Source organism: Pseudomonas sp. GW821-FHT04C07 (assembly GCF_059420325.1).
This window is the reverse complement of record NZ_JBWKTM010000004.1, coordinates 18,360-45,345: the sequence shown is the minus strand read 5'-3', so window position 1 is coordinate 45,345 and position 26,986 is coordinate 18,360. Positions and strand designations below refer to the sequence as shown.

Below are 26,986 nucleotides of genomic sequence, written 5' to 3'. Positions count from 1 at the left end.
CCTCGATACAAGTACTCCAAGTTCGACGTATTCGGCGAGTAATCTCCCCGATCAAAAAAAGGTGGCAATCGTTAACGCGGCTGCCACCTTTTCCATGTGCTGTGAGTCGCGCCCCGAAGGAGCTGCCAAAGGCTACGATCTTCTAGGGCATCCCTATCTCCATCATTCGGAGTCTTACGTATGCAACGCATCGACCACTCACTCCCCTGGAGCCACCTGGGCACGGAGCGGCGCCTCAGCGTCTTCCGTTTCGGCGTCGGCACCCGCAAGGTCTACATCCAGGCCAGCCTGCACGCGGACGAACTGCCAGGCATGCGTACGGCGTGGGAGCTGAAAAAACGCCTCACCGAACTCGAGAGCCAAGACCAGCTCAAGGGCATCGTCGAACTGGTGCCGGTGGCCAACCCCATCGGTCTGGACCAGCACCTGCAAGGCAGCCACCTGGGGCGTTTCGAGCTGGGCAGCGGCAAAAACTTCAACCGCGCCTTCTATGAACTCAGCGGCCCGGTCGGAGAGTTGATCGGTGACCGGTTGGGCAACGATGCCCAGGCCAACATCGCGCTGATTCGCCAAACCATGGGCCAGGTGCTCGACGACTTGCCCACGCCGGCCTCACAACTCGAAGCCCTGCACCGGTTACTGCTGCGCCACGCTTGCGACGCCGACATCACCCTCGACCTGCATTGCGACTTCGACGCGGCGATTCACCTCTATGCACTGCCGCAGCACTGGCCGCAATGGCAATCCCTGGCTGCACGCTTGCAGGCCGGCGTCGCGCTATTGGCCGAAGACTCCGGCGGTAACTCCTTCGACGAATCCTGCTCATCGCCCTGGCTGCGACTGGCGAAGGCATACCCGCACGCCGCTATCCCTGCGGCCAACCTCGCCACTACCCTGGAACTGGGCAGCATAGGCGACACGCGCATCGACCAGGCCCAGGCCAATTGCGAAGCCATCCTCGGTTTCCTCGCCGAACAAGGCTTCATCGCAGGTCAATGGCCCGTAGCCCCGAGCCAGTGCTGCGAAGGCATGCCGTTCGCAGGCACCGAGTACCTGTTCCCACCACATCACGGTGTGGTCAGCTTCCTGCGCAGTGCCGGTGAATGGGTCGAGAAGGGCGATGCACTGTTTGAAGTGGTCGACCCACTGAATGATCGGGTCAGCACCGTCTGCGCCGGGACCAGTGGCGTGTTGTTTGCCATTGATCGCGGGCGCTATACGCAACCGGGGATCTGGTTGGCGAAAGTGGCAGGGCGGGAGGCGATACGGGTTGGGAAGCTGAGTAGTGATTGAGGGCACAGGGCAAGCTGATCGTTGAATGATCGTTCCCACGCTCCGCGTGGTAACGCCTCTGCGTCCGCTTCTGTGACGCAGAGCGTCACGGGCTGCATTCCCACGTAGAGCGTGGGAGCGATCAATGCACAACTGGGGATCTGGCAGCCGAAAGTGTCGGGGTGGGAAGCTGAGTAGTGATTGAGGGCACAGGGCAAAGCTGATCGTTGGATGATCGTTCCCACGCTCCGCGTGGTAACGCCTCTCTGGACGCTCTGCGTCTGCTTCTGTGACGCAGAGCGTCACGGGCTGCATTCCCACGCAGAGCGTGGGAACGATCAATGCACACGCTCCGCGTGGTAACGCCTCTGTGGACGCTCTGCGTCTGCTTCTGTGACGCAGAGCGTCACGGTTGCATTCCTTTGCTGCGCGTGGGAACGATCAACCTTCGTGATCCACCTTCGCAGTGCTAGGCTCTTGCGCGAATCCGCTACTCAGTAACAGGAAGATATATGTTCAAGTTTTTGGCCATGGCGCTGCTGTTGGCATCCACCGCCGTGCAGGCGCAAACCGAGATACAAACCGATCTGCCGTTGCAGTATCTGGAGCAGGCCGACCCCGATTCACGCAACCAGCCGCTGGTGATTTTTCTGCATGGCTACGGCAGCAACGAGGAGGATCTGTTCGGGATCAAGGATGAACTCCCCGCGCAGTACACCTATGTCTCGGTGCGGGCGCCGCAGGTGCTGGATGCGGACAGTTATCAGTGGTTTCACAAAAAAGGCGAGGGTGCATACGACGGCGAAACCGATGACCTGAACAGTAGCGCCAGGCTGATCGTCGATTTCATCGCCCAGGCCACCGCGAAGTATCACACCCAAAGCGACAAGGTCTTTCTGGTGGGCTTTAGCCAGGGGGCGATCATGTCCTACGAGGTTGGCCTGCGCCATCCAGAGATCGTGCGCGGGATCGCCGCGTTGAGCGGCAAGGTTTTACCGGTGCTGAAATCTGAGCTTAAACCCGACAAAAACCTTGAGCAGCTGGCGATTTTTATCGGCCATGGCACTGCCGATCAACGGCTTCCGTATACCGATGGCAGCGATGCCAACAGCCTGCTGCAACGCCTGGCGCTCAACCCCAGGTTCCATGCCTATCCGGGTATCGGCCACACCATCAGCGCAACCGAAATGCAAGACTTGAATAACTGGCTGCTGACACTCAATCGGTGAGCCTGGAGCGGTGTTTAGCGCTCGCGTCCGGCTTATTTCTCGCCAGTAATCTGTTTGACCAGCGCCGTGTGTCCAACCTGGTCATCGGCGCGCGAGATGATCTGGATCACCAGGATGCGGCTGCCTGAACCCGCCAGTAAGGTCGTGCCAAGGGTCTTGCCGCCGCCCATGGTAGCTGCACTGTCGATCTGACGCAGGCCCAGGCCTTTGATGGTCAGTTTCTTTTCATCCTGTTTTTTGAAGTCAGGCAGCGCCGTGCTTTGTTTCTGCAGGAAACTTTCGACTGCACCGTCGAGGAATTCGCTGTCGTTGTCTTTGGTCTGCACGCCGTCGGTACGGATGTTTTCGGCAACGATCACCACGGTTTTGCTGGTTTGGTTGGTGTACATGGTGCCCATTGCACCGGCCGTGCCATTGGCTGAGTCGCCAGGGGGCAAGGAGTTGGCCTCAAAGCCCTGGGGCAGGTTGAAGGTGAATTTGCCACCCAAGGTTGAGACCTTTTGCGCGGTCGAGGTTTTTGCCGCTGGCTGGGTCGCCGCGTAAACGCTCATGGCGCCGAAACTGGCTGCGGCGGCCAGTAGCAAAACGATGGCTTTGTTACCAAACAATGACATTCCAACTCTCCAGGGTAATCGCGCTGTGGAGGCGATCATCCCATGGGCGCAGTGAATCACTCCAGTGAGATGTTTTTGAGCGTTTCACTTTCAGGTTTGATCCTCCCCATGCTTTGTGTGGAAGCAATTGCTTTGGCGAGGGGGCTAGCCCTGATACCCGCCTTGCATTCTCAGTAACCGTGCCACAGTCGACTAACCTTACCCATGAGTGAAAAGCGCTCGCGCAAACTACTGCAAGCAAGCTTCGGCGTGGGCGGTTACTACGTAAAGTGTGGCGTTGCGGCCACGCTTCGACGACCACAACAATGGAGTCCAACCTATGAAAAATGACACCTGCGCCTGTAAAAGCTGCACCTGCAAAATCGGCGAGCATTCCATCGTCCGCCACGGCAAGCACTATTGCTGCCAGGCGTGTGCCGAACATCATGCTGACGGTAAACCTTGTGTCTCTGAAGGCTGCCAGTGTGCCAAGGGCGCCCATGGCTGACAGTGCAGGCTGAAGTGGAGTCTGGGGCGGCTCCACTTCCATTGGCAGAGGCTGGTTGGCCAGTGTCATGACTTTTTATTGTGCAAATGGTTTTTTTTTTGAATTTAACATCCGTTTGAGTGGCATCCGGTTTTTTTTCGCCAAGTGGTAACAATCCTGAGGCCTCGTTACGATAGGGCATCCTTCAAACGATCCCGATCTTTCGCCATGGCCCTTGCTGCGCCTCCCGATCTCAGTGACACCGATGTGCCCGTGCAGCCGTTGTCGCGCACCTATCCTCGTGGCTTGTATATCGAGCCGCACGAGCATGTCTGGGGCCAGTTGCTGTATGCGATGAGCGGGGTGATGTGGGTCGAAACACCAAACGAAGCGTTGGTGGTGCCGCCGCAACGAGCGGTCTGGTTACCGCCTGGGGTGGTGCACGGGATCCGCGTGGTCTCGGATCTGCAGATGCGCAATATCTATTTGCGACCGGCATTGGCCGCGACGCTGGACAGCAGCGTCCAGGTGATCGAGGTGGGCGGATTGTTGCGTGAACTGATCCTCGGGCTGGTGGAGCAGGGTGACGATCAGCAACAGGATTACTACGAAGCGTTGGTCCACCTGGCATTGCTGGAGCTCAAACGAGCCAGGCGTTCAGTGCTGAAGATCCCCATGCCCGACGACTCCGACCGGCGGCTGACAAGCCTGTGTCAGGCGGTCATGTCGGCGCCTTCGCTGGATATTCCGTTCGAACGACATGCAGAAAATGCCGGCGCCAGCGTGCGCACCCTCGCACGGCTGTTCAAGGTCGGGCTGGGGATGGGTTTCGCCGAGTGGCGGCGGCAGGTGCAGCTGGCGACGGCGGTGGCTGAGTTGATTCAGGGGGTGCCAGTAAGCTTGATTGCGCGCTCGCTGGGCTATTCCCCGAGCAGTTTCAGCGACATGTTCCGTCGCGAACTGGGCATGCCACCTTCGCACTATCCGCTGGGCAATCGCCCGCTCTAAACCGTCAGGCCAGCGGTTTTTGACCGAAAACCAGAAGTCCTTGGCCGATCCCTTCGGCGGCTGACTCTTACACTCTGTGCTTACCTTAACATCGTCGCACGCCCCTCATGGGCGGCGACACCCTGTGCACGGAGTCGAGCATGAACTACCTCATTTCACTGGCTATCGGGCTGGGTGTCGGCCTGCTTTACGGCGCGCTGGACTTCCGTTCGCCCGCGCCACCGGCCATTGCGCTGGTCGGGTTACTGGGCATGTTGGCGGGCGAGCAGTTGTGGCCCATGGGTCGGCAACTGGTTGCCGGCTGGCTCTCCTGAGGGGCGAGTGATCTCATTTAACTTCGGTGGAAAATCCCCATGAACGCATTGCAATTCTCCAAAACCGGCGACCTCGCGGCGCTGCAGTACGTCGACGTGCCAATGCCGGTACCGGGCGCCGGCGAGGTGCTGGTGCAGATCAAAGCCGCAGGCCTGAACCCCAGCGATGTGAAGAATGTACTGGGGCGCTTTCCGTACACCACCCTGCCACGGATTCCCGGTCGTGACTTTGCAGGCGTAGTTGTGGAAGGCCCGCAGGCGCTGCTGGGTCAGGAAGTCTGGGGCACGGGTAAAGAGCTGGGCTTTTTCGCCGACGGCTCCCATGCGCAATTCGTGACCCTTTCGGCCAAGGGCGTGGCGCGCAAGCCTGCACATTTGAGCTTTGCCCAGGCCGCCAGCCTCGGTGTGCCATACACCACGGCGTGGGATGCGTTGGAACGCAGCCTGGTCACTGCCCAGACGCGTTTGCTGGTGATTGGTAGCGGCGCGGTCGGTAGCGCTGCACTGGCGTTGGCGAAGATTCGTGGCGCACAGGTATTGGCAGCGGCCCGTCGGCCCGAACAGGTCAAGGCCTTGCAGGCCCAGGGTTTCAACGCAATCCACCTGGACAAGCCGGAAGATCTGGCGGCCCAGGTCAATGCCGTCTATGCCGGGGGCGCCGACGTGATTTTCGACACCACAGGTTTCTGGTTACCGTCGGCAGTACCGGCACTGGCCAATTTCGGGCGCATCGCAATTATCGCTGCTCCGGTGGACGGCTATGTGCAGTTGCCGGCACTGGCGCTGTATCGCCGGGGTGGTTCGGTGGTCGGGATCAATTCCTTGTTGTACGGCGTTGAGGCCTGTGCGGCCATGCTTGAGCAGTTCGGTCGGTTCTTCGATGAAGGGCTGCTGCCATTGCCTGAAGGGTTATTTGAATCGCCGCTGGCCGAAGGGCTGGAGCGGTATGCCGAGGTGAATCAGGGCAGCGGTGAGAAGGTGATCTTATTGCCGTGATCGGTCCGGTTTTTGTAGCAGCAGGCTTCGCCAGCTGCTACAGGAGACTTCATTCAGGCCTCTGGCACGCCATTCGCCGCAACCGCTCTGTTAGAATCGCTCACATTGAAATCAAGAGGTATTCCTATGAGCGAGCCGATTCGCCTGACCCAGTACAGCCACGGTGCGGGTTGTGGCTGCAAGATATCGCCCCAGGTGCTGGAGGTGATTCTGGCCGGTAGTGGTGCGCAGAACCTCGACCCCAAACTCTGGGTGGGCAATGCCTCCCGTGATGATGCGGCGGTGTATGCCATCGACGAAGAGCGCGGTGTGGTGTCGACCACCGACTTTTTCATGCCGATTGTCGACGACCCCTTCGATTTCGGGCGTATTGCCGCCACCAACGCCATCAGCGATATCTATGCCATGGGCGGCGATCCCTTGATGGCGATTGCGATCCTTGGCTGGCCGGTCAATGTCCTGGCACCGGAGATCGCCCGGGAAGTGATTCGCGGCGGACGTTCGATATGCGATGAGGCGGGAATTCCGCTGGCCGGCGGTCATTCGATCGACGCTCCAGAGCCGATCTTCGGTCTGGCCGTGACCGGGCTGGTGGAAAAGCGCCATATGAAGCGTAACGACACGGCCACCGCCGGTTGCCTGCTTTACCTGACCAAACCCTTGGGCATTGGCATCCTTACCACGGCGGAGAAGAAGGGCAAACTGCGCGCCGCCGATGTCGGCCTGGCGCGCGACTGGATGTGCACCCTGAACAAACCTGGCAGCCGCTTCGGCAAGCTGGCCGGCGTGACGGCAATGACCGATGTCACCGGTTTTGGTTTGCTCGGGCATCTGGTGGAAATGGCTGATGGCAGTGGTGTGACCGCGCGCATCGAATATGAGCGCGTGCCGCGCCTGCCCGGCGTCGAGTACTACCTCGATCTAGGCTGCGTGCCGGGCGGAACCCTGCGTAACTTCGACAGCTATGCCGGCAAGGTCGGTCGCGTTCAAGAGCTGCACAAGCGGGTTCTCTGCGATCCGCAGACCAGCGGCGGCTTGCTGGTCGCCGTGACGCCTGAGGGCCAACAGCAGTTCCTGGCGGTTGCCGCCGAACTGGGCCTGGCGCTCGAGCCGATCGGTGAACTGGTTGAACGACAGACCAACGCGGTAGAGGTGTTTTGATGCCCATCGACATCACCGACTACCGCGATATTTTCCTCAACGACCGGCCGATGATGGATACCCGTGCGCCGGTCGAGTTCGCCAAGGGCTCCTTTCCCGGGGTAATCAACCTGCCGCTGATGACCGACAGCGAGCGGCAACGGGTCGGCACCTGCTACAAGCAGCAAGGTCAGCAGGAGGCCATCGTCCTGGGCCATCAGTTGGTGTCCGGCGAAATCAAAGCCAAACGTGTCCAGGCCTGGGCTGATTTTGCCCGGGCCAATCCCGATGGTTGTTTGTATTGTTTTCGCGGTGGCTTGCGCTCGCAGATCGTCCAGCAATGGCTCAAGGACGAGGCTGGCATCGATTACCCGCGCGTCGCTGGCGGCTACAAGGCGATGCGCACCTTCCTGCTGGAAACGGTCGATCAGGCAGTCGCGCAGTGCGATTTCATTGTGCTCGGCGGCATGACCGGTACGGGCAAAACCGATGTGCTCACTCAGTTGAGCAACGCGCTGGATCTGGAAGGCCACGCCAATCACCGCGGCTCCAGTTTCGGCAAACGCGCGACCGGCCAACCCTCCAACATCGATTTTGAAAACAGTCTGGCCGTGGATGTGCTGAAGAAGCGCGCCAGGGGCATCGAGCGATTCGTCCTGGAGGATGAGAGTCGCATGGTCGGCGGCTGCGCCTTGCCGCTCCCGCTTTATCAGGGCATGCAGCGTTTCCCTATGGTCTGGCTCGAAGACAGCCTGCAAGGGCGGGTCGAGCGCATCCTGCGTGATTACGTGGTCAATCTGTGCGCGGAGTTCACTGCGGTGCATGGCGAGCAGGGCTTCGCACTCTTCTGCGAGCGAATGCTGGCGAGTTTGAATAATATTCACAAGCGCTTGGGTGGCGAGCGCCACCAACGGATGCTGGCACTCATGGAAACGGCGCTGGCAGAGCAGGCGCGTAGCGGGGCAGTGGATCTGCACCGCGATTGGATCGAAGGATTGCTGAGCGAATACTACGATCCGATGTACGCCTTCCAGCGGGAGCACAAAGGCGAGCGCATCGAATTCGCCGGCGAGCAGGCTGCCGTGCTCGAGTATCTGCGTGAGCGCGGCAGCCAGCGTGGCTGAGGGTTAAAGCAGCGTTGCGCCTGCCAGACCGCAGATCACACCGATCAACATGGTCAGCACCGCCACGGTCACCAGCACCCGGGTGTCGAAGTCTTTGCGCAGCATCAGCAGCGACGGCAGGCTGACACTCGGCAAGGTCATCAGCAGCGCGACTGCCGGGGCGGTGCCCATGCCCAGGGCCATCATGGTTTGCACGATCGGGATTTCTGCGGCGGTGGGGATCATGAACAGCGTGCCGGCGATGGCCAGCGGCACCAGCCAGAGCAAACTGTTGGCCATCGCGCCATCGATGTGGGGGAACATCCAGACCCGGGCGGCGCCCAGCACCAGAACGGCCACGATATAGACCGGAATGGTGCTCCAGAACAGTTGCCACAAGGTTCGCGCCCAGCGCACCAGGAATGATTGCGAGTCCGTTGTGCTGGCTTGAGCCACGGCTTCCAGTGCTGCTTCAGGCACGCTTTCGGGGCGAGAGATGCGCTGGGCCACCAACGACACGCCCAGCACCAACACGATGCCAGCCACCAATCGCAGTGCGGTAAAGCCCCAGCCCAGCACGAAGCCCATGAACACCAGCGTCGCCGGGTTCAGCACCGGGTTGGCGATCCAGAACGCCAGCGCCGCGCCCACTGACACTTGCTGGCGACGCATGCCCGCCGCCACGGGTGCGGCGCAGCAGGTGCACATCATCCCCGGCAGCGCGAACAACCCACCGCGCAGGGTCGAAGCAAAGCCGGCGCGACCGAACAACCGCAGCAGCCAGTCTCGCGGGACCAGCACTTGCAATAGCGAGCCGAGGATCACCGCCAGTACGGCGGCTTTCCAGATCGCCAGGAAATACACCTTGGCGTAGGTCAACGCAGCGGCCAGTGGTGCCGTCTGTTCATCGTTGAGGATCGAGGCGCCAATGCTGTGATTGTCGGCGGCTACGAAGGCTTTGAGGTAGTAGGGAGACCATTTGACGTAATAGAGGCCAATGAAGGCCACCAGCAAGAACAGGGCGGGTTTCCACCAGAGCGACAAGCCCCGGGCGGGGATTGCGGAGGAGATGGGCATGGCAGGGGTCCGGGCAGTAGGGAATTACGGTGCATGATAGCTCACCGTCGTTAACTCTGTTCAGCCCACTGCGTGTGGGCTGCAGCCAATCGGTTATATCGGACAGTCCTGCGGCCCGTTGTCCAGCCCTTGCTTATAGCTGTTGCTGAGCAAGGTTGCCTTGCCGTTATGCCAGGTCAGCGTCAGCACATAGAGCGAATCGAAATCGTTGGACGGCCAGTCTTCAGTGATAGTGCGTTTTTCGCCTATGGCTTCTTCAGCCACTTTGTTCATCAGTTCGGGCAGGTAGCCGTGGGACCAGGCGGTGTAGATAGTCGAGTTGTGGTACTTGTCTTGCAGCAACTCGTCAGCCAGGTCGCCGATGTCATTGACCGAGTAGTTGATGTTCACCGGCAATCCGAGTTTTATCGCGCTGGGACTGATGGTCATCAACGGCCGGATATAACTGTAAGAGTTGTCATCTTCGCCTTCCTGGACATTACGAGTCGGGTTGGCGGCAAACACGTAATTGGCCTTGCCGAACTTTTCCGGCAGCAGCGTCGCCAGATTGATGGCGCGGTTCAGGCCCTGGCAATTCAACTGCCCGAGGCCGCCGGCGGGTTTTTCCGCGTGGCGCAGGAACACCAGGGTCTGGGTTCCGTCAGCCGGCGGCGCAAGGCGTTCACGGGCTTGCAGCGCCAGGAACACTGCACCGGCTACCAGCAGCGCAGTTCCCAAAACATAGGGGCGATGTTTCAAACGTTTAACTAAATTCAGAGGATTGTTCATTGAATAGTCGATCTTCAGCGCATTCGATTAAGGCTGACAAACCTCACCACCGCGAGCTTCCTGCTGTGTGTGGTTGTCCATGGCGTTGACAGAGTATCAGCTGGTTCGTGTACCGGAAGGTCCTTCTCACCGTCCCTGGAAAGCCTTTGGTTCGCTCCCGGTCAATTCACCGCACTTTATCCGGGGCGGAGGGTGGCGGAACGGAACTGTTAGCGACAAGATGTTTCGGATTCAAGAGGGGCCGAATATGGCTGATGCCAGTCAGTCAAGACATTGCGCGAACCGTAGCAGCTGGCGAAGCCTGCGTCCGGCTGCGCAGCAGTCGTAAAACAGTCACTGCGGTATTCCAGACAAATCGTGGAAGCAGGATTTGCGACGGCTTCGCCGCCGGACGCAGCCTTCGGCAGCTGCTACGGGGGACAGTGCTGAACCTGAAATTCCTTAACTGACTGGCATTGGCCGAATATGGCTGCATCTATAATCAGCCCGCCGTGATAACCAGGCACGAGCGGACAATCCTCAAACGACACCGTCACTGGACGTTCACCATGACTGATCTTTCTGCCTTTCCCATCACCCGAAAATGGCCTGCCCGGTACCCTGAGTGGATTCAGCTCTATTCCTTGCCGACCCCTAACGGCGTCAAGGTGTCGATCATGCTTGAAGAAATCGGTCTGCCTTACGAGCCTCACCGTGTGGGCTTTGACACCAATGATCAACTGTCTCCCGAGTTTATGTCGCTCAACCCTAACAACAAGATCCCGGCGATCCTTGACCCTCACGGCCCGGGCGACCAACCGCTGGCACTGTTCGAGTCCGGGGCGATTCTGATCTACCTGGCCGACAAGAGCGGGCAACTGCTGGCGCAGGAGTCGGCAGCGCGCTACGAGACGATCCAGTGGCTGATGTTTCAGATGGGGGGGATCGGCCCGATGTTCGGCCAGGTCGGCTTCTTCAATAAGTTCGCCGGCAAGGATTTCGAAGACAAGCGCCCCCGCGATCGTTTTGTCGCAGAGACCAGGCGTTTGCTGAATGTGCTTGAAGCGCGGCTGACCGGCCGCAACTGGATCATGGGCGAGCGCTACACCATCGCCGACATCGCGACGTTCCCGTGGGTGCGAAATTTGATCGGGTTTTATGAGGCCGGGGATCTGGTGGGAATCAACGACTATCCCAACGTGTTGCGGGTGCTGGAGCGATTTGTGGCGCGGCCGGCGGTTGTTCGGGGGCTGGAAATCCCTAAGTCAGTGCTTTAGGCATACGTCAAGGCGCCGCCGAATATTCAGCTGCTCGGCGGTTTCACTGAGCAATCGAGGAAAAGACGATGAGCATTGTGCTGCCTGAACCCCTTGCCGATTATTTTTCGGGCGAGAAAACCACAGATTCCACTGCATTAGAACGCTGTTTCACCAACGACGCCAACGTCCGCGATGAAGGGCAGGTGTATCAGGGACTGGAAGCCATTAAAGCCTGGAAACAAGCGGCACAGGCCAAGTACCAATATAGCGTCGAGCCTCTGAGCGTCTCGCAAGAGAAAGGCACTACGCTGGTGCGCGCCCGGCTCGTCGGAAATTTTCCGGGTAGCCCGGTCGAGGTCACTTACCGCTTTGTCCTGCAGCAGGGACGGATTGCTTCGCTGGGTATCGGCGCATGAGCACGAGACCGTCCCTACGACCTCACTCGTCATTGTTGCGAAGTCTGTAACAAACTCTTTCTGAAGTGACGTTTGTGTCGTTCCGGGATGCGGGCATAAGCTCTCATCCCTTTAGACGTTCGTCTCGTTTACACCCTTGGCCTACCTTCAGGAAAACCAATGTCCAGCCAGTTCCCAGAAGCACGTCCACGTCGTCTGCGACGTTCCGCCAGCCTGCGCAGCCTGTTCCAGGAAACCGAATTCACGCTCAATGATCTGGTGCTGCCGATTTTCGTCGAGGAGGAAATCGATGATTTTGTCCCGATCAAAAGCATGCCCGGCGTGATGCGCATTCCCGAGTCGAAACTGGCAGGCGAAATCGAGCGTTATGCGCGGGCAGGTATCAAGTCGGTGATGACCTTTGGTGTGTCGCATCATCTGGATGGCGCGGGCAGCGACACCTGGAATGAGCGCGGTCTGGTCTCGCGCATGGCGAGCATCTGCAAGGACGCCGTGCCGGACATGATCGTCATGTCGGACACCTGCTTTTGCGAGTACACCGATCACGGCCATTGCGGCGTGATGCACGGCGGTGAGGTCGATAACGACAAGACACTGATCAATCTGGGCAAGCAAGCGGTCGCCGCCGCGCGCGCCGGCGCAGATGTCATCGCACCGTCAGCGGCGATGGACGGGCAGGTCCAGGCCATCCGTCGTGCCCTCGACGAGGCTGGTTTCAGTAACACGGCGATCATGGCCTACTCGACCAAATTCGCATCGGCGCTTTACGGCCCGTTCCGCGAAGCCGGCGGCAGTGCGCTGAAGGGCGACCGCAAAAGCTATCAAATGAACCCGATGAATCGCCGCGAAGCGGTGCGCGAGTCGCTACTGGATGAACAAGAAGGCGCCGACGCCTTGATGGTCAAACCAGCGGGCGCTTATCTGGACATCATCCGCGATATTCGCGAGGCCTCGCGGCTACCGTTGGCGGCTTATCAGGTGAGTGGCGAATACGCGATGATCAAATTCGCCGCGGCGGCGGGTGCTATAGATGAGGAACGTATCGTTCGGGAAAGCCTGGGCGCGATCAAGCGCGCGGGTGCGGACCTGATCTTCAGCTACTTTGCGATGGATCTGGCGCTGAGCGGGATTTGAAGCCTGATGTCTCCTGGCTTGGACTAAGCTGATCCACGTTCACGATCGGGAGGAGCCAGGCATGAACATCGAGCCGTCGGATGGGGTGGTAACGCTGCTGGTGCGGCACCGAGTCAAACAGGGCCAGGATGAGAAGTATGAAGCCTGGTTGCGCCGCACTATCGCTATTGCCCGCAATTACCCGGGGCATCTGGGAATCGATGTGGTGCGCGGGCAAGACGGTGGGCTGGCACTCTTCACCAGTGTGTTGCGCTTCGCCACGACCGGGCAATTGCAGCACTGGCTGGACTCAGAAGATCGTCAGCGTCTGGTAGCGGAAGCGCAGCCAATGCTGGCCGATGGTGATCAGACCGAGGTCAACGCCGACCGTGAGTTCTGGTTTACGCCGGTCGATGCTGACGGGCAGGCTCCACCACCGCGCTGGAAGCAGGCCTGCGTCACCTTTCTGGTGATCCTGCCCTTGAGCTTTCTGGTGCCGATGTTGTGGACGCCACTGTTCGTCCGGCAGCCGTGGCTGGGTGGTTACGTGCAGAGCAACGTGCTGATCACCTTGAGCATCGTGCTGTTGGTGGTCTATGTGTTCATGCCACCGGTGACCCGGCTGTTCAGCAAGTGGCTGCAGCCAAGGTCTGCGTCATGATGACTAAGGCCCGGGCCGGATCCCGCGCTCGCTGAAATAGCGTTCGAGAACCGTTGGGTCGCTGGACAGTTCAGCGAGCGCCACGTAGGTATCGGGCCGCAACAGATAGAACGCATCGCGCGCAAGGCCGGCGGCTTCATGGACAGGTCCCCAAGGGAAAATGTGCAACGCAATGTAGTGATCCGCGCACCATGCAACGAGTGCGTCGCTGGCAAGGCCGTACACATGGACCTGCCAGGACATCCCCGACAACGTATTGAAATTGTCGATATCGCCATCGTGTGCCCAGGGCAACCGATCACCGCCATGAACGTCGCCGGCGCTGCCGGCGCTCAGGGGCATTGCTCGATAGTTCAGGGTGATCTGCGAAATCGTGCGGAACATAAACTCGCGTACCGCTGCCAGTGAGGTGGCCTTGGCTAGCAGAAACGGTGCCAGGCGTGTCCGCACAATATTGGCAATGGGCCCATCGGCGGTGACGAAGCTGAACACCCGATCGGTGGTTGCCACCAGTCGTCGGGCAAATTCAATGCGCTCGGTTTCATAACTGTCCAGCAGCGTGTCCGAAGCGCTGCCCTTCAGCACGGCAGCGAGTTTCCAGGCGAGATTGATCGCATCGCCAATCCCGGTGTTCATCCCCTGACCGCCGGCGGGGCTGTGGACATGCGCGGCGTCGCCCAGCAGGAACGTTCGTCCGCTGCGGAAGTGGTCCGCCACCCGGTGATGCACACGATAGGTGGAAAACCAGTTCACCTTGAGTACTTGAACCTTGAGATGCTCGATGGCCCGGCTGCTGACGTCCTCGAACTTGAGCGTCTCGGCGTGTTCGGCGCGCTCGTCTCGTACCGTCCCGATCAACCGGGCACGTCCATGACCTGCATCTGCCAGGGGGAAGATTGCGAGGAAGTCTGCTTCGTCGAGGTCCACGTGCAGTTCACCGTTGATCGGCGGACCTGCTGCGTCCACATCGGCGACGTAGAAAACCTGCTGATAGGTGCCACCGGGAAAACCCGTATTAAGGGTTTTGCGCACCGTCGAACGGGCGCCGTCGCAACCCGCCAGGTAACGGGCTTCGCAGGTCTCTTCCTGCCCCTGAGCGTTGATCAAGTGCGCGGTGACGTATCCGTCGGCCTCCTCGAGGCTCTTCAGTTCGGTTTCGCGCTCTACCGAAACGCCGAACATTTCCAGACGTTCGATCAGCAGTTGTTCGTGTTCGTCCTGAGGGTACATTTCGAGGAAAGAATAAGGCGTCAGATCCTTGCCAATAGTCTCGAACGGCAAACGCGCAACCGGTTCGCCTTTGACCCAGAGGTTGGCCGCAGGCACCGTGTGACCGCGTTGCACAATGGCGTCTGCGAGGTCGAGCTGACGGTAGAGCTCGAGGGTTCGCGCCTGGACCGCCAGGGCTCGCGATGTTGTGCCTGGCAAAGCGGTCTTGTCGAGGATCCGCACCTTGATCCCCAGCTTGCTGAGCCAGAGCGCCAGAACCAGACCGGTCGGGCCGGCCCCAATGATCAGAACGTCACAGCGCTTCATGTCGTTGCCCTCCGGTAGAGATCAATTTCATGCCGTAGAGTGTGCGCCGATGTTGAGCAGCTGACAGCTGGGTAAAAGCGGTTTGTGAGGGAACGTGTGAATCCCGGATGATTAAGGGAGCAGAGCCGAACGCAGCCTTCGGCAGCTGCTACGGGGAATGTGCGGAGCCACAAACTACTTGACTGACCGGCATTGAACAGCGGCTCGACTCAAGGGTCGATATCCGCGGCGGCTTTGTTCATAGTCGTTCCATCAGCCCAACGCGATCATTCGAGGAAGCATGCGATCAATTCGACTCATTGCGAGTATCGCCACACTGCTGGTGCTGGCTGGTTGCGGTAGCCAGCGCACTCAGGAGTCGCCTGCGCGACCGGAGCAGGTGAGGGCGAAGATTGTTCGACTGTTACCGGCGAAGACGGTTGATCGAGAGGGGTGGGCCACCGACATCTACGCCGCGTTCGCGGCGCAAGGCATTGCCCCGACCACGGAAAACCTCTGTTCAGTACTGGCAGTGACCGAGCAGGAGTCCACTTTTCAGGTTGACCCGCCAGTACCGGGGCTGGGAAAAATTGCGCGAGATGAAATCGACCGCCGTGCGGCGAAGGTGCATGTCCCCAGTCTATTGGTGAGCGCGGCTTTGCAGGTTCGCTCGCCAAACGGCAAGAGTTACAGTGATCGGCTCAGTGCCGCGCGTACCGAAAAGGATCTCAGCGCCATTTTTGACGACTTCATCGGCATGGTGCCGATGGGGCGCAACCTCTTCGGGAACTTCAATCCGGTGCACACCGCCGGGCCGATGCAAGTCAGCATCGCGTTTGCCGAAACCCGGACGCGAGCCTATCCCTATCCCGTGGACGGCTCGATTCGCCACGAAGTGTTCAGCCGTCGCGGCGGCATGTACTTCGGCATTGCACATTTGCTGGGTTATCCGGTGAGTTACTCCAAACCGTTGTACCGCTTCGCCGATTTCAATGCCGGTTGGTACGCCAGCCGCAATGCCGCCTTCCAGAGCGCTGTCAGTCGCGCTTCGGGGATCGGGCTGGCACTCGATGGCGACCTGATTGCCTTTGGGTCCATCATGCCCGGAACGACCGAGTTGGCAGTGCGAACCCTGGGCAAGCAACTGGACATGCGTAACCCGACCATCAGAAGCCAGCTGGAGCAGGGCAATAGTCTTGAATTCGAAGACAGCACACTCTACAAGCGAGTCTTTGCTCTGGCCGAAAAGGCCGAAGGCAAGCCACTGCCACGGGCGATGCTGCCAGGTATCGTTCTGCAAAGCCCGAAAATCACCCGCAAACTCACCACTGCCTGGTTTGCCAAACGGGTCGATGAACGCCATCAGCGCTGCATGGCACAGGCTTCGGGTGGCTGACGGGGGGGAGCGGCTTCCTGCACGTTTGGAACATGTCTAGTCCTGAAATAGGTTTACACCTGTTTCACCCTAACGCTCGATGACGCTGAACTCGCCTTAGGCGACGTTCATGGTCTTGATCGTTCCCACGCTCTGCGTGGGAATGCCGCCCCGGACGCTCTGCGTCCGCTGTAGAGGTGACGCAGAGCGTCACAGGATGCATTCCCACGCGGGAGCGTGGGAACGATCAATTCCCACGTTTAGAACACCCATAAAAAAGCCCGGCTGATCAAGCCGGGCTTTTTGATTGAGTACCGCAGTAAGGCTATTCATGCACGATTCTGAGTCAGACGGTCGGAACCACCTTCAGCGACGCGGCTTTCGATCAGACGATCCGAACCACCTTCAGCGACGCGGCTTTCGATCAGACGGTCGGAACCACCTTCAGCGACGCGGCTTTCGATCAGACGATCGGAACCACCTTCAGCGACGCGGCTTTCGATCAGACGGTCGGAGCCACCTTCAGCGACGCGGCTTTCGATCAGACGGTCGGAACCACCTTCAGCGACGCGGCTTTCGATCAGACGGTCGGAACCACCTTCAGCGACGCGGCTTTCGATCAGACGGTCCGAGCCACCTTCAGCGATGACCGGGTGAGTGGAGGAAGCGGCAAAAGCGTTGGCTGCAAGTACCGAGAAAGCGATGCTGAGGATGATCTGGCGTTTCATGATGGTGTGCTCCGGGGTGTTATTGGTTGGGTATGGAGCAGATGTTACGCGTCAGGATTTTTATGAGAACTTCATTGGGTCGATGGTGAACATCGATGCGGATGATGGAAGACAGCCCCGCCTGCATCCCCCCGTAGCAGCTGTCGAGTAATGCGAGGCAGCGTTCGGCGGCGAAGCCGTCGTAAAACCGGACACCCCGGTCTTTCTGGAACACCGCGCGTGCAGACTTGGCGACGGCTTCGCCGCCGAACGTAGCCTCGCATTACTCGGCAACTGCTACGGGGGGATTGGCGTGTGTCGAGTGGGAAAAGAAAAGGCCCGGCTATCGTGGAGCCGGGCCTTGTCCATGTTGCTCGTTGAATCAGTTGCGCTCGATCGCCAGCGCTACGCCTTGACCGCCACCGATGCACAACGTGGCGAGACCTTTTTTGGCGTCACGCTTGATCATTTCGTGCAGCAAGGACACCAGCACCCGGCATCCCGAGGCACCGATAGGATGGCCGAGGGCAATCGCGCCACCGTTGACGTTGACCTTGCTCGCGTCCCATTCCAGCTCCTTGCCGACCGCCAGTGACTGCGCGGCGAAGGCTTCGTTGGCTTCGATCAGGTCCAGCTCACCCAGGCTCCAACCGGCCTTTTCCAGGCAACGGCGGGTCGCCGATACCGGGCCGATGCCCATGATCGCCGGGTCGACACCGGCGTTGGCGTAACTGGCGATCCGCGCCAGGACTGGCAAGCCCAATGCTTTGGCCTTGTCGGCGCTCATCAGCAGTACCGCCGCAGCGCCGTCATTGAGGCTTGAAGCGTTGCCCGCGGTGACGCTGCCGTCTTTCTTGAACGCCGGTTTGAGCTTGGCCAACGATGCTGCGGTGGTCTCGGCACGGGGTTGTTCGTCGACGGCAAAGGACAGCGGATCGCCTTTGCGTTGAGGGATCAGGATCGGTGTGATCTCGTCAGCGAAGCGACCGGCCTCAATGGCCGCCGTGGCTTTTTGCTGGGAGGCTACGGCGAAGGCATCCTGCTCTTCGCGGCTGAGCCCGTATTTCTCCACCAGGTTCTCGGCGGTGATGCCCATGTGGTAATCGTTGAAGGCATCCCACAGGCCATCGCTGATCATGCTGTCGATCATTTTTGCGTGGCCCATGCGCAGGCCGGTGCGGGCTGCGGGCAGGACGTAGGGTGCCAGACTCATGTTTTCCATGCCGCCGGCGATGACCACTTGCGCATCGCCGCAACGAATCGCCTGGGCGCCCAGGTGCAGGGCCTTGAGGCCCGAACCGCAGACCTTGTTCAGGGTCAGCGCCGGTACTGCGTGGGGCAGGCCGGCGAAGATCGACGCCTGGCGTGCCGGGTTCTGGCCTGAACCTGCGGTGAGCACTTGGCCGAGGATGACTTCATCCACTTCGCTACCGGCGAGGCCGGTCTGTTCCAGCAGACGGCGGATCACGGCCGCGCCGAGCTCCGGCGCGGGAATACTGGCCAGCGAGCCCTGAAAGCTGCCAATGGCAGTGCGGGTTGCGGCAACAATGACGACTTCTTGCATCGAATCTCTCCTCATTCAGTCGGCGTTCAGGCGAACTGCATTTCCGGGACGTGCTCAGGTACGATCAGCTTGCCGGCGGTCTTGCTGACGATTTCCTCGACGCTGACACCGGGTGCACGCTCCTTGAGGAGGAACGCACCGTCTTGGATTTCCAGGTAGGCCAGGTCAGTCAGTACACGTTTGATGCAACCTGCGCCGGTCAGCGGCAGGCTGCAGCGCGGCAGCAGTTTTGACTCACCGTCCTTGGAGGCGTGGGTCATGGTGACGATGATGTTTTCGGCACCGGCCACCAGGTCCATTGCGCCGCCCATGCCCTTGACCAGCTTGCCGGGGATCATCCAGGAGGCGATGTTGCCTTGCACGTCGACTTCAAAAGCGCCGAGCACGGTGAGGTCGATATGGCCGCCGCGAATCATCGCGAAAGACTCGGCCGAAGAGAAAATCGACGCGCCGATACGGGCGGTGACGGTCTGCTTGCCGGCGTTGATCATGTCGGCGTCGACTTCAGCATCGGTGGGGAAGGAGCCCATGCCGAGCAAGCCGTTTTCCGATTGCAGCATGACTTCCATGCCTTCCGGGATGTAGTTGGCGACCAGGGTCGGAATACCGATGCCGAGGTTAACGTAGAAGCCGTCCTGCATTTCGCGGGCGACGCGCTGAGCCATTTGTTCGCGGGTAAGAGCCATTGTTTTTCTCCATGCTCTGTTATCAAGAGCTTCGGGCTGGAAGGGAAGGGATCAGGAGCGCACGGTGCGCTGTTCGATGCGCTTCTCGAACGTGCCGCAAATGATCCGGTCAACGTAGATGCCAGGGGTATGGATCTGCGTTGGGTCCAGCTCGCCCGGTTCGACGATTTCTTCGACTTCGACCACGGTGATCTTGCCGGCGGTGGCGGCCAGCGGATTGAAATTCTGTGCGGTGTGGCGGTAGATCACGTTACCGAAGTGGTCGGCTTTCCAGCCTTTGACGATGGCGAAATCGCCGGTGATGGATTCTTCCATCAGGTACGGGCGACCCTTGAATTCGCGGGTCTCCTTGCCGTCGGCAACCGGGGTGCCGTATCCGGTGGCGGTAAAGAACGCCGGGATGCCAGCGCCGCCTGCGCGCATTTTTTCAGCCAGGGTGCCTTGCGGGGTCAGATCGACTTCGATTTCACCGCTGAGCAGTTGCTTCTCGAACAGGGCGTTTTCGCCGACGTAGGACGCGATCACCTTGCGGATCTGCCGGTCTTCCAGCAGCACGCCGAGGCCGAAACCGTCGACGCCGCAGTTGTTCGAGACCACGGTGAGTTCGCGAGTGCCTTTGCGCTTGATCTCGGCGATCAGGTTTTCCGGAATACCACACAGACCGAAGCCGCCGGAGATGACGGTCATACCGTCTTCCAGGCCGGCCAACGCTTCCTCGTAGGAAGCCACGCGCTTATCGAAACCTGCCATATGCACCATCCTCTTTTATTCTTTGTGGGCGGCTGGCTAGCCGTATGGGCAAGAGTGTTGCTCTGGATTATTTATTTGTTAAGTTGATTTTTAAGGTTGATTAATAGATAAAATTAAACAATCGATCCCTGGAGGCGTCACTGATGACCGTCAAGCAGATCCGCGCCTTTCTCGCCGTGGCGCAAAGCCTCAGTTTTGCCGTGGCCTGCGAGCGTCTGCATCTTTCGCAGTCGGCCCTCAGCCTGACGATCAAGGCGCTGGAGGAAGGCCTGGGTGGCCGACTGTTCAGCCGTACCACACGCAATGTCACGCTGACCCCGGAAGGCGAAGCGCTGCTGCCGCTGGCTCGACGACTGATTGCCGACTGGGACAACGCCGAGGACGAACTGCGTCAACGCTTCACCCTGCAACAAGGCCGGGTGACTCTTGCGGCGATACCATCGTTTGCCGGCAATCTGCTGCCGCCGATCCTGAAAGCCTTTCGTGCGCGCTACCCCAAGGTCAACGTCACGGTGAACGACGTGATCAACGAGCAGGTGCTGGAGATGGTCCGCGATCGTCAGGTGGAGCTGGGGGTGGCCTTCGAACCGCAGCAGAGTTCGTCGCTGGCGTTCACGCCCTTGTATATCGACCGGTTCGTGGCCGTGGTGCCCAGTGATTCAGCGCTGGCGGACTGCGGGGAAACCGACTGGGAATCCCTGTTGAAGCTGCCCTTCATTACCTTGCAAAGGCCCTCGACGGTGCGCGTCATGCTTGAGGAACACCTGCAGGCCCGCAACATGAAACTCCCGGTTGAACTGGAGAGTCACCAGCTGGCGACGGTCGGGCGGATGGTTGCCAGCGGGTTGGGGGTGAGCGCGGTGCCGGCGTTGTGTGCCGGGCAGATGCATGAGCTGGGCGCGCGTTGCATCACCCTGCGCGATCCGCTGATGAGAGCGATCGGTGTGCTGACCAAACCGGGTCATGAGTTATCGGCGGCGGCTCAGGCGCTATTTGATATCTTGCAGGATGAAAGGCTGGGGGAGCGGTTTTCAGTGTCGTGATTGCTTTCCCAAAACCCTTTGCTTTAATCAGCTCATCAGGAAATGGGCCGGGAGCTGGGTAATTGCACGGACGCTGCACGGCACTGATCACCGAGTCCGCACAGGCGTTCGTTGAAGATCGGACACTCCAGGGTATTCGGGTCGCCAAGGCGCTATTCGCGAACGCGGGGCAGATGGAGCGACTCCAGAAGTACCACGGCGACAAGGCACAATGGGTGCTGTCGGCCTGGACGGAGACCTGGTTATCGGAGACCTTCGCGGGCTGGACAATTGAAAGCAGTATCGCCTCGATTCACTGCCCATTGCTTGCCATTCATGGCGAAGACGACGAGTACGGGTCTGTTCTGCACCCAGCACGTATAGCCAAGCTGACGACGGCATCCAGCGAATGTTTGATCCTTGAGGAGTGCCGACACGTACCTCACCGAGAGGTTCGAGAAACTGTCTTGGATAGGGTAAGCCGGCACCTTCGAATTTGTTGCATCGACCGGTTGAATCCACAGCTGACTCCAGCCTGTCACGACTGACCGAATCGACCCGATATAGGACTTTCGAGATTAGACTGGGATTGCGCCGATTTGCTGCAACAGGGTCAGCAGATCTGGTTGACCTCGCTCCTCAATGAACTTCCCGCCCGCCAAGCGATAGAAGTTCATCGCTTGGACCTCGATTGGCTTGCCGGCCGGCGGGACACCGAAGAATGCTCCCTGGTGAGTCCCGCGCATGATGAAACGGGCAGCGATTTTATCGTCCTCGGCGATCATCTCTTCGAGTGTCCATTGAATATCAGGAAAGCCGGAACGCATCATGTCGATGATTTCCAGGTAACCCTGCGGTCCTTTCACGGGCTCGGGGCGTCCCGGCACATGGAAGACGGCATCGGGGGAAATGAGTTCTTGGGCAAGCGCTTCACTCGCGGTGTTGATGAAATCAAGGAAGCGAATCATCGCCGTCTTGTTGGTTTCGGTTGTCATGATCATTGCTCGCATTGCGGTGGGATGACCAAAGTTTAGAACTGGAAGTGATACATGATAAATACGTGTTATTTTTAGACATTCCAAATGGAATGTTTGTAATGGACCGACTTAGCAGCATGAGTGTGTTCGTCAAGGCCGTTGATTTGGGTTCGTTCACGGCCGCAGCAGACGCGCTCCAGATGTCCCCGCAATTGGTAGGCAAGCATGTGCAGGTGCTGGAGCAGCATCTCGGGGTGCGTTTAATCAACCGCACAACACGGCGTCAAAGCCTGACCGATATCGGCCGAGCGTTTTACGAACGGACCAGGATTATCCTTGCTGAGGTCGAGGCAGCCGAAAGCCTCGCAGCCGAGACAAGATTGGTGCCTAGTGGGCGACTGAAGGTCAATGCGCCGGTGAGCTTCGGCATGAACACCTTGGCGCCGAAGCTGCCGCAGTACATGAAGGCATTTGTGCAGGTCGCGGTAGAACTCACGTTGTCCAATCGCGCTGTCGATCTGATAGAAGAGGGGTACGACGCGGTTTTCAGGGTTGGTGAATTATCAGACAGCGGTTTGATAGCGCGGTCACTGGCCCCCTATCGGCTGGTCTTGTGCGCAACTCCATCCTATTTAGCCTCTAGTGCTCCACTAAGGCATCCCAGCGACCTTCAGCATCATGAGTGTCTGGGATTTATGCACACGGATCTTAGAACGCATTGGACGTTTGATGGCCCGGATGGACGCGTTTCCGTACCTGTATCAAGTCGATTCATGGCCGATCACGGGGAGCCGCTACTGTCGGCTGCGCTGGCAGGGATCGGGATCATGCTCCAACCTCTTGATCTGGTGAAAAACGAGTTGGATCGCGGACGCTTGGTTGTCCTGCTTCCGGAATACAGCGCGCCAACACGACCGGTGCACATTCTGTATGCCCCTGATCGGCGTATGACACCGAAGCTGAGGAGCTTTCTGGAGTTTGCTACAGAGCAATTTGGTGCAGGTAAGTGACCGACGGGGTCCGTTCATTGGCACTATGTATTCACTCCTCCAGCCCGGCTGTCTTGGCAGCCTGGAATAGCGTGCCGGTGGGACTGAGCTGAAGGATATTTCACTGTTGCGGTGAATGACTGCTTCTGGCCGATTTCTGCCTGTCACCAAGGGCCGCAGTCGACCCATTGTCGCCAGTCGCAAACCCTGAAAGCGGTCATTCAAATTTCGAGAAGCTGACACTGACGTCCGAGCTAAGGCCGCTGCCCGTCAGGGACGTCGGTCTTCAGCGAGTGGTTAGGCGTCCGTGTGCCCTTGGCGTCGCAGGACGACATGCGTGGCCTTTCCCGACGCTACGAATTCAACGCATTCGTATCCCAGAGCCCGCAAGTCAACCCCTTCGAACAGCGATTCTCCCCGGCCGAGCAGGACCGGCGCGATAGCAATGTGCAGTTCATCAATGAGGCCCTCACGAAGATACTGCTGGATTGTGTCCGGCCCACCGCCGATTCGAACGTCCATTCCGGCAGCGGCCTCGCGTGCACGGTCGAGCGCCTCGCGAATGCCTCCTGTTATGAAGTGGAACGTCGTGTCGCCTTCCATCTCGATGGGGGGACGAGCATGATGGGTCAAGATGAAGACTGGAACGTGATACGGTGGATTATCTCCCCACCAGCCTTTCCAGTTTGTGTCCGGCCAGTCCCCACGAATGGGCCCGAACATGTTCCTCCCAAGAATCCAGGCCCCGACATTCTGAAAGCCACGGGCGGCGAAATCATCGTCAACCCCGGTCGTACCGCCGTCCTTGCCGAACAAGGCCCGCTGGAACGTGCGTGTTGGGACTAGCCACTGGTGCAGTTCCGTCCCGCCAACGCCGAGCGGATTGTTGATGTCTTGATTCGGACCTGCTCCGTATCCGTCGAGCGAGATGGTGAAACCCTCAACGCGAACCCGAGTCATCGTTTGCCTCCGTTTGGACGCCTGGCAGGTAATCAGCGGACGCCGGCGTTCGGACATGCTTATTAGTAGGGACAAATTGTGTCGCGCGTAAGCTTTTTTTTCACGGCGAGTCCTTTCCGAGCTGTCTCGATATTACGGTTAATGTACCGGACACCATTGAAGGCAGTAAATCCGCATCAATGCCCGGTTTGGAGAAAAGCCAGAAACAACGCTCAACGCCCGCTAGTGGCAGATTTCTGTCTATCAGGAAGGGCGCCTATTGCCCCTTCGAGGTCATTCGGCTCAACATTGGCGAATGTCCGCTCCGCGTCGCCTGACCGGCCCTTCGGAGGGCAAGGTTGTCAGGTCCAGAGGCCACCCGGCGCGCATTCGATCACGATACGCCAAGCAGCGCCTTCGGCTCGAGAAACGCCTCAAGCCCGAACGTTCCGCTCTCGCGGCCGATACCCGAATGCTTGAACCCGCCGAAGGGCGCAGCCGGTTCGTGCGCGAGCGTGTTGACAAGCACGCGTCCCGCTTCGATTTGCGAGGCCACTGCGCTTGCTCGACCGGCGTCGGATGAGCATACGTAGGCTTGCAGGCCGTAGGTCGTATCGTTGGCAATCGCGATTGCGTCCTCCGTATCGCGGTACGCGATGATCGAGAGCACCGGACCGAATATCTCCTCACGCGCGATGGTCATATCGTTCGTCACATGGCTGAAGACGGTAGGGCGTACGAACCAGCCTCTGTTGACGCCGTGTGGACGCCCCTCACCACCGGCGATCAGGCGCGCGCCTTCGTCGATGCCGATGCGGATATAGCGCTGCACTCGGTCCCATTGTTTCTGGCTCACCATCGGGCCGATACTCGTGCGCGGGTCGCGCGGGTCGCCGGACTGAATGTCTGCGACTGCGTCCACGATTTTCTTCTCGAACTCTGAGAGCCGCGCCTGCGGCACCAGAATGCGCGTGCCGGCAATGCACGCCTGCCCGCTGTTCAAGAAGCCCGCCTGAAGCGAAAGCGGCACGGCTTCGTCGAAGTTCGCATCGTCGAGCACGATCACCGGGGACTTGCCGCCGAGCTCCAGCGTCACGCGCTTAAGCGTCTCCGCGGCAGTGCGCAGAATCGTCTTGCCGACTGCCGTTGATCCTGTGAACGATAGCTTGGCGACGTCGGGGTGCGAACTGATCTGCGCGCCTACCGTTTCGCCAAGTCCCGTGACGATGTTGAACACCCCCGGTGGGAGCCCCGCTTCATGCAGCGCCTCTGTGATGACTCGTGTCTGAATGGCGCTCATCTCGCTTGGCTTGACCACGGCTGTGCAGCCGGCGGCGAGCGCCGCCGCGAGCTTGCCGCAAATAAAGCCCGCGTCGCTATTCCAAGGCGTAATCAGTCCGGCGACGCCGAGTGGCTGCATCACCACTTCGGCGGACCCGGCGCGGCGGACAAACGCGTAGTCTTCAAGCACCTTCGCCGCTTCCAGCAGCACATTGCTCGCGTGTTGGGCCATCCAGCGGCCGCGAGACACAGGTGCGCCATATTCCTCAACAATGGCTTCGAAAAGCTCGTTCTCTTTCGCGACCACAGCCGCATGCATGCGCTTGAGCATATCAACACGCTCGAACTTGTCCGTACGGGAGAACGTTGGGAATGCCCGCTTCGCCGCAGCGATGGCGACGCACGCGTCCTCGGCGTCGGCAAGGCGCACGCGGCCAATTACCTGCTCGGTAGACGGATTGACGAGGTCGAAGAACTCGCTGCCATGCGGTGTGACGAATGCGCCGTCGATGTAGATTTTGTCGATGATTTGCATGGTTGGCCCCGAAAAATGTTGTCAGAGGCACAAGATAGATCGTCGCCATTACACTGACTAGCCGTACAATTGAGGATGACCTGTTGAAGGATTTAGGACAATGAGGACATCCGGTCTGAGCGAACTGGAAGCCGTTCTGGCCGTCGCACGCCATCGCAGTTTCCGCGCCGCAGCAAACGAAATTAACGTGTCGACGTCCGCGCTTAGTCACGCAGTCGCGGCGCTCGAAGCGCGTATCGGTGTGCGGCTCTTCAATCGTACGACCCGCAGCGTGTCGCTGTCGGAAGCTGGAGCGCAATTCGTGAACAGCATCGCGCCCGCTTTGTCGACCATTCATGCCGCGCTCGAGCAGGCCGGCAGCTTCCGCGACACGCCGTCGGGCACATTGCGGATCAATACGTCAGTGGGTGCGGCGAATCAGGTGATGCCGGCCTTCATCGCATTCCTGCAGCGCTATCCCGAGATGAAGCTCGACATCGTCACTGAAGGGCGGCTGATCGATATCGTGGTCGAAGGGTTCGACGCGGGCATCCGCCTGATGGGAAGCGTGCCGCAGGACATGATCGCGGTGCCTTTTGGCGACAGGCAGCGGTTTGCCGTCGTTGGCAGCCCCGCGTATTTTGCGCAGCACAAGCCGCCGTGCGCGCCTGTGGACCTCAGTGCACACCGGTGCATCCGCAGCCGGATGCCGAGCGGGTCAATCTATCAGTGGGAATTCCAACGGCACGGCGAGACGGTGCGCATCGACGGTGACGGCGCGCTGACGCTGAACGAGCCGGGGTTGATGCTGGCGGCGGCGCGCGCAGGCCTCGGCCTCGCGTATTTGACCGAATGGCACGTCAACGCGGATCTGGAGGCCGGCACGCTTGTGCGGGTGCTTGAAGACTGGACGCCGCCGCTAGACGGGCTATGCCTGTACTATCCGGGCCGGCATCATGTGCCAGCGGGACTACGCGCACTGACCGACATGATTCGCGAATACGCTGACGCGAAACGCGAGCGCGTGGCGGGGAAGAGGAATCGTCGCTCGCCGCTTCTCAAGAGCCTTGATTTAGGTTGACTGACTTCCTCAGGGCGTGAAGCTGCCGGTGGGAACCGGCAGAAACCGGCCAGGAGCGGAAGCGCGGGAAGTTGCATTGCATTTGAGTATCTACGGACTAACCTCAGTGCATCATGACACCGCGCGCAGGGGGACTTGCCGCCAAGGTGTCATTTCCCAACTGACCTCCAT

Annotated in this window: 27 protein-coding genes; 16 read left to right on the top strand and 11 right to left on the bottom strand. The window is 59.6% G+C overall.

Translation table 11 applies throughout. The annotated features are described in order from the left end of the window. Positions 1-180: 180 nt before the first annotated feature. Both AC07UI_RS09250 and AC07UI_RS09245 read left to right on the top strand, forming a co-directional pair. Positions 181-1,293: a succinylglutamate desuccinylase/aspartoacylase family protein gene (locus AC07UI_RS09250; RefSeq protein ID WP_494992197.1), complete on the top strand. Its 1,113-nt coding sequence runs from the start codon at positions 181-183 to the stop codon at positions 1,291-1,293. 491 nt (positions 1,294-1,784) lie between these two features. After that, entirely contained in the window at positions 1,785-2,501 is a 717-nt protein-coding gene (locus AC07UI_RS09245) for an alpha/beta hydrolase (RefSeq protein WP_494992196.1), read from the top strand. 32 nt (positions 2,502-2,533) lie between these two features. Here AC07UI_RS09245 and AC07UI_RS09240 read toward each other — a convergent pair whose 3' ends face one another. Beyond that, positions 2,534-3,115, bottom strand: a complete 582-nt coding sequence (locus AC07UI_RS09240) for a DcrB/PsbP domain-containing protein (RefSeq protein ID WP_494992195.1) — start codon at positions 3,113-3,115, stop codon at positions 2,534-2,536. Between the two features lie 319 nt (positions 3,116-3,434). On the opposite strand from AC07UI_RS09240, the gene AC07UI_RS09235 reads away from it, so the two are divergent. The 6 genes from AC07UI_RS09235 to mnmH all read left to right on the top strand — a co-directional run bounded on the left by AC07UI_RS09235 (position 3,435) and on the right by mnmH (position 8,163). Next, positions 3,435-3,602: a metallothionein gene (locus AC07UI_RS09235; RefSeq protein ID WP_494992194.1), complete on the top strand. Its 168-nt coding sequence runs from the start codon at positions 3,435-3,437 to the stop codon at positions 3,600-3,602. Between the two features lie 207 nt (positions 3,603-3,809). Beyond that, positions 3,810-4,589, top strand: coding sequence for an AraC family transcriptional regulator (locus AC07UI_RS09230; RefSeq protein ID WP_494992193.1), 780 nt, complete (start codon positions 3,810-3,812; stop codon positions 4,587-4,589). Positions 4,590-4,729: 140 nt separating this feature from the next. After that, the gene (locus tag AC07UI_RS09225; protein ID WP_007969534.1) at positions 4,730-4,903 is read left to right on the top strand and encodes a DUF1427 family protein; all 174 of its coding nucleotides are present in this window, start codon (positions 4,730-4,732) and stop codon (positions 4,901-4,903) included. Between the two features lie 39 nt (positions 4,904-4,942). Continuing rightward, positions 4,943-5,899, top strand: coding sequence for a quinone oxidoreductase family protein (locus tag AC07UI_RS09220; RefSeq protein ID WP_494992192.1), 957 nt, complete (start codon positions 4,943-4,945; stop codon positions 5,897-5,899). Positions 5,900-6,025: 126 nt separating this feature from the next. Beyond that, positions 6,026-7,060 carry a selenide, water dikinase SelD gene (selD, locus tag AC07UI_RS09215; protein WP_494992191.1) on the top strand — a complete coding sequence of 345 codons (1,035 nt, stop codon included), beginning with the start codon at positions 6,026-6,028 and terminating at the stop codon, positions 7,058-7,060. Beyond that, positions 7,060-8,163: a tRNA 2-selenouridine(34) synthase MnmH gene (gene mnmH / locus AC07UI_RS09210; protein WP_494992190.1), complete on the top strand. Its 1,104-nt coding sequence runs from the start codon at positions 7,060-7,062 to the stop codon at positions 8,161-8,163. The genes selD and mnmH overlap by 1 nt, the downstream gene beginning before the upstream one ends. A 3-nt stretch (positions 8,164-8,166) precedes the next feature. On the opposite strand, the gene AC07UI_RS09205 is transcribed toward mnmH, so the two are convergent. Continuing rightward, on the bottom strand, positions 8,167-9,219 hold the full coding sequence (locus AC07UI_RS09205) for a permease (protein WP_494992189.1): 1,053 nt from the start codon (positions 9,217-9,219) through the stop codon (positions 8,167-8,169). Between the two features lie 93 nt (positions 9,220-9,312). Next, positions 9,313-9,987 (bottom strand): histidine phosphatase family protein, encoded by a 675-nt coding sequence (locus tag AC07UI_RS09200; RefSeq protein ID WP_494992188.1) that lies wholly within the window; start codon positions 9,985-9,987, stop codon positions 9,313-9,315. Between the two features lie 548 nt (positions 9,988-10,535). Here AC07UI_RS09200 and AC07UI_RS09195 point away from each other — a divergent pair. From AC07UI_RS09195 to AC07UI_RS09180, 4 genes are all read left to right on the top strand, one after another. Next, positions 10,536-11,243 carry a glutathione binding-like protein gene (locus AC07UI_RS09195; RefSeq protein WP_494992187.1) on the top strand — a complete coding sequence of 236 codons (708 nt, stop codon included), beginning with the start codon at positions 10,536-10,538 and terminating at the stop codon, positions 11,241-11,243. 68 nt (positions 11,244-11,311) lie between these two features. Continuing rightward, positions 11,312-11,641 carry a nuclear transport factor 2 family protein gene (locus AC07UI_RS09190; RefSeq protein WP_494992186.1) on the top strand — a complete coding sequence of 110 codons (330 nt, stop codon included), beginning with the start codon at positions 11,312-11,314 and terminating at the stop codon, positions 11,639-11,641. A 159-nt stretch (positions 11,642-11,800) separates the two neighbouring features. Next, the gene (gene hemB, locus AC07UI_RS09185; protein WP_494992185.1) at positions 11,801-12,775 is read left to right on the top strand and encodes a porphobilinogen synthase; all 975 of its coding nucleotides are present in this window, start codon (positions 11,801-11,803) and stop codon (positions 12,773-12,775) included. Positions 12,776-12,836: 61 nt separating this feature from the next. Beyond that, complete coding sequence (locus AC07UI_RS09180) at positions 12,837-13,415, top strand: antibiotic biosynthesis monooxygenase (protein ID WP_494992184.1); 579 nt, start codon at positions 12,837-12,839, stop codon at positions 13,413-13,415. Between the two features lie 3 nt (positions 13,416-13,418). Here the strand turns inward: AC07UI_RS09180 and AC07UI_RS09175 are convergent, their stop codons facing one another. Further along, positions 13,419-14,951 (bottom strand): FAD-dependent oxidoreductase, encoded by a 1,533-nt coding sequence (locus AC07UI_RS09175; RefSeq protein ID WP_494992183.1) that lies wholly within the window; start codon positions 14,949-14,951, stop codon positions 13,419-13,421. A gap of 280 nt (positions 14,952-15,231) precedes the next feature. Between AC07UI_RS09175 and AC07UI_RS09170 the strand changes: the two genes are divergently transcribed. Next, the gene (locus AC07UI_RS09170; protein WP_494992182.1) at positions 15,232-16,326 is read left to right on the top strand and encodes a DUF1615 domain-containing protein; all 1,095 of its coding nucleotides are present in this window, start codon (positions 15,232-15,234) and stop codon (positions 16,324-16,326) included. Positions 16,327-16,634: 308 nt separating this feature from the next. On the opposite strand, the gene AC07UI_RS09165 is transcribed toward AC07UI_RS09170, so the two are convergent. From AC07UI_RS09165 to AC07UI_RS09150, 4 genes are all read right to left on the bottom strand, one after another. After that, the gene (locus AC07UI_RS09165) at positions 16,635-17,033 is read right to left on the bottom strand and encodes a hypothetical protein (RefSeq protein ID WP_494992181.1); all 399 of its coding nucleotides are present in this window, start codon (positions 17,031-17,033) and stop codon (positions 16,635-16,637) included. Positions 17,034-17,394: 361 nt separating this feature from the next. Next, positions 17,395-18,576 carry an acetyl-CoA C-acetyltransferase gene (locus AC07UI_RS09160; protein WP_494992180.1) on the bottom strand — a complete coding sequence of 394 codons (1,182 nt, stop codon included), beginning with the start codon at positions 18,574-18,576 and terminating at the stop codon, positions 17,395-17,397. Between the two features lie 26 nt (positions 18,577-18,602). Continuing rightward, the gene (locus AC07UI_RS09155; RefSeq protein ID WP_494992179.1) at positions 18,603-19,262 is read right to left on the bottom strand and encodes a CoA transferase subunit B; all 660 of its coding nucleotides are present in this window, start codon (positions 19,260-19,262) and stop codon (positions 18,603-18,605) included. Positions 19,263-19,313: 51 nt separating this feature from the next. Then, positions 19,314-20,012 (bottom strand): CoA transferase subunit A, encoded by a 699-nt coding sequence (locus AC07UI_RS09150; RefSeq protein WP_494992178.1) that lies wholly within the window; start codon positions 20,010-20,012, stop codon positions 19,314-19,316. Positions 20,013-20,155: 143 nt separating this feature from the next. Between AC07UI_RS09150 and AC07UI_RS09145 the strand changes: the two genes are divergently transcribed. Beyond that, positions 20,156-21,055, top strand: coding sequence for a LysR family transcriptional regulator (locus tag AC07UI_RS09145; protein ID WP_494992177.1), 900 nt, complete (start codon positions 20,156-20,158; stop codon positions 21,053-21,055). A 557-nt stretch (positions 21,056-21,612) separates the two neighbouring features. Here AC07UI_RS09145 and AC07UI_RS09140 read toward each other — a convergent pair. Then, entirely contained in the window at positions 21,613-22,029 is a 417-nt protein-coding gene (locus tag AC07UI_RS09140) for an ester cyclase (RefSeq protein ID WP_494992176.1), read from the bottom strand. A gap of 101 nt (positions 22,030-22,130) precedes the next feature. Between AC07UI_RS09140 and AC07UI_RS09135 the strand changes: the two genes are divergently transcribed. Beyond that, positions 22,131-23,021, top strand: a complete 891-nt coding sequence (locus AC07UI_RS09135; RefSeq protein WP_494992175.1) for a LysR family transcriptional regulator — start codon at positions 22,131-22,133, stop codon at positions 23,019-23,021. Positions 23,022-23,297: 276 nt separating this feature from the next. On the opposite strand, the gene AC07UI_RS09130 is transcribed toward AC07UI_RS09135, so the two are convergent. After that, a complete protein-coding gene (locus tag AC07UI_RS09130) occupies positions 23,298-23,960 on the bottom strand; it encodes a dihydrofolate reductase family protein (RefSeq protein WP_494992174.1) in 663 nt (220 codons plus the stop codon). A 373-nt stretch (positions 23,961-24,333) separates the two neighbouring features. Continuing rightward, on the bottom strand, positions 24,334-25,755 hold the full coding sequence (locus AC07UI_RS09125; RefSeq protein WP_494992173.1) for an aldehyde dehydrogenase family protein: 1,422 nt from the start codon (positions 25,753-25,755) through the stop codon (positions 24,334-24,336). Between the two features lie 100 nt (positions 25,756-25,855). Between AC07UI_RS09125 and AC07UI_RS09120 the strand changes: the two genes are divergently transcribed. Next, positions 25,856-26,815 (top strand): LysR family transcriptional regulator, encoded by a 960-nt coding sequence (locus AC07UI_RS09120; protein ID WP_494992172.1) that lies wholly within the window; start codon positions 25,856-25,858, stop codon positions 26,813-26,815. Positions 26,816-26,986: the final 171 nt, after the last annotated feature.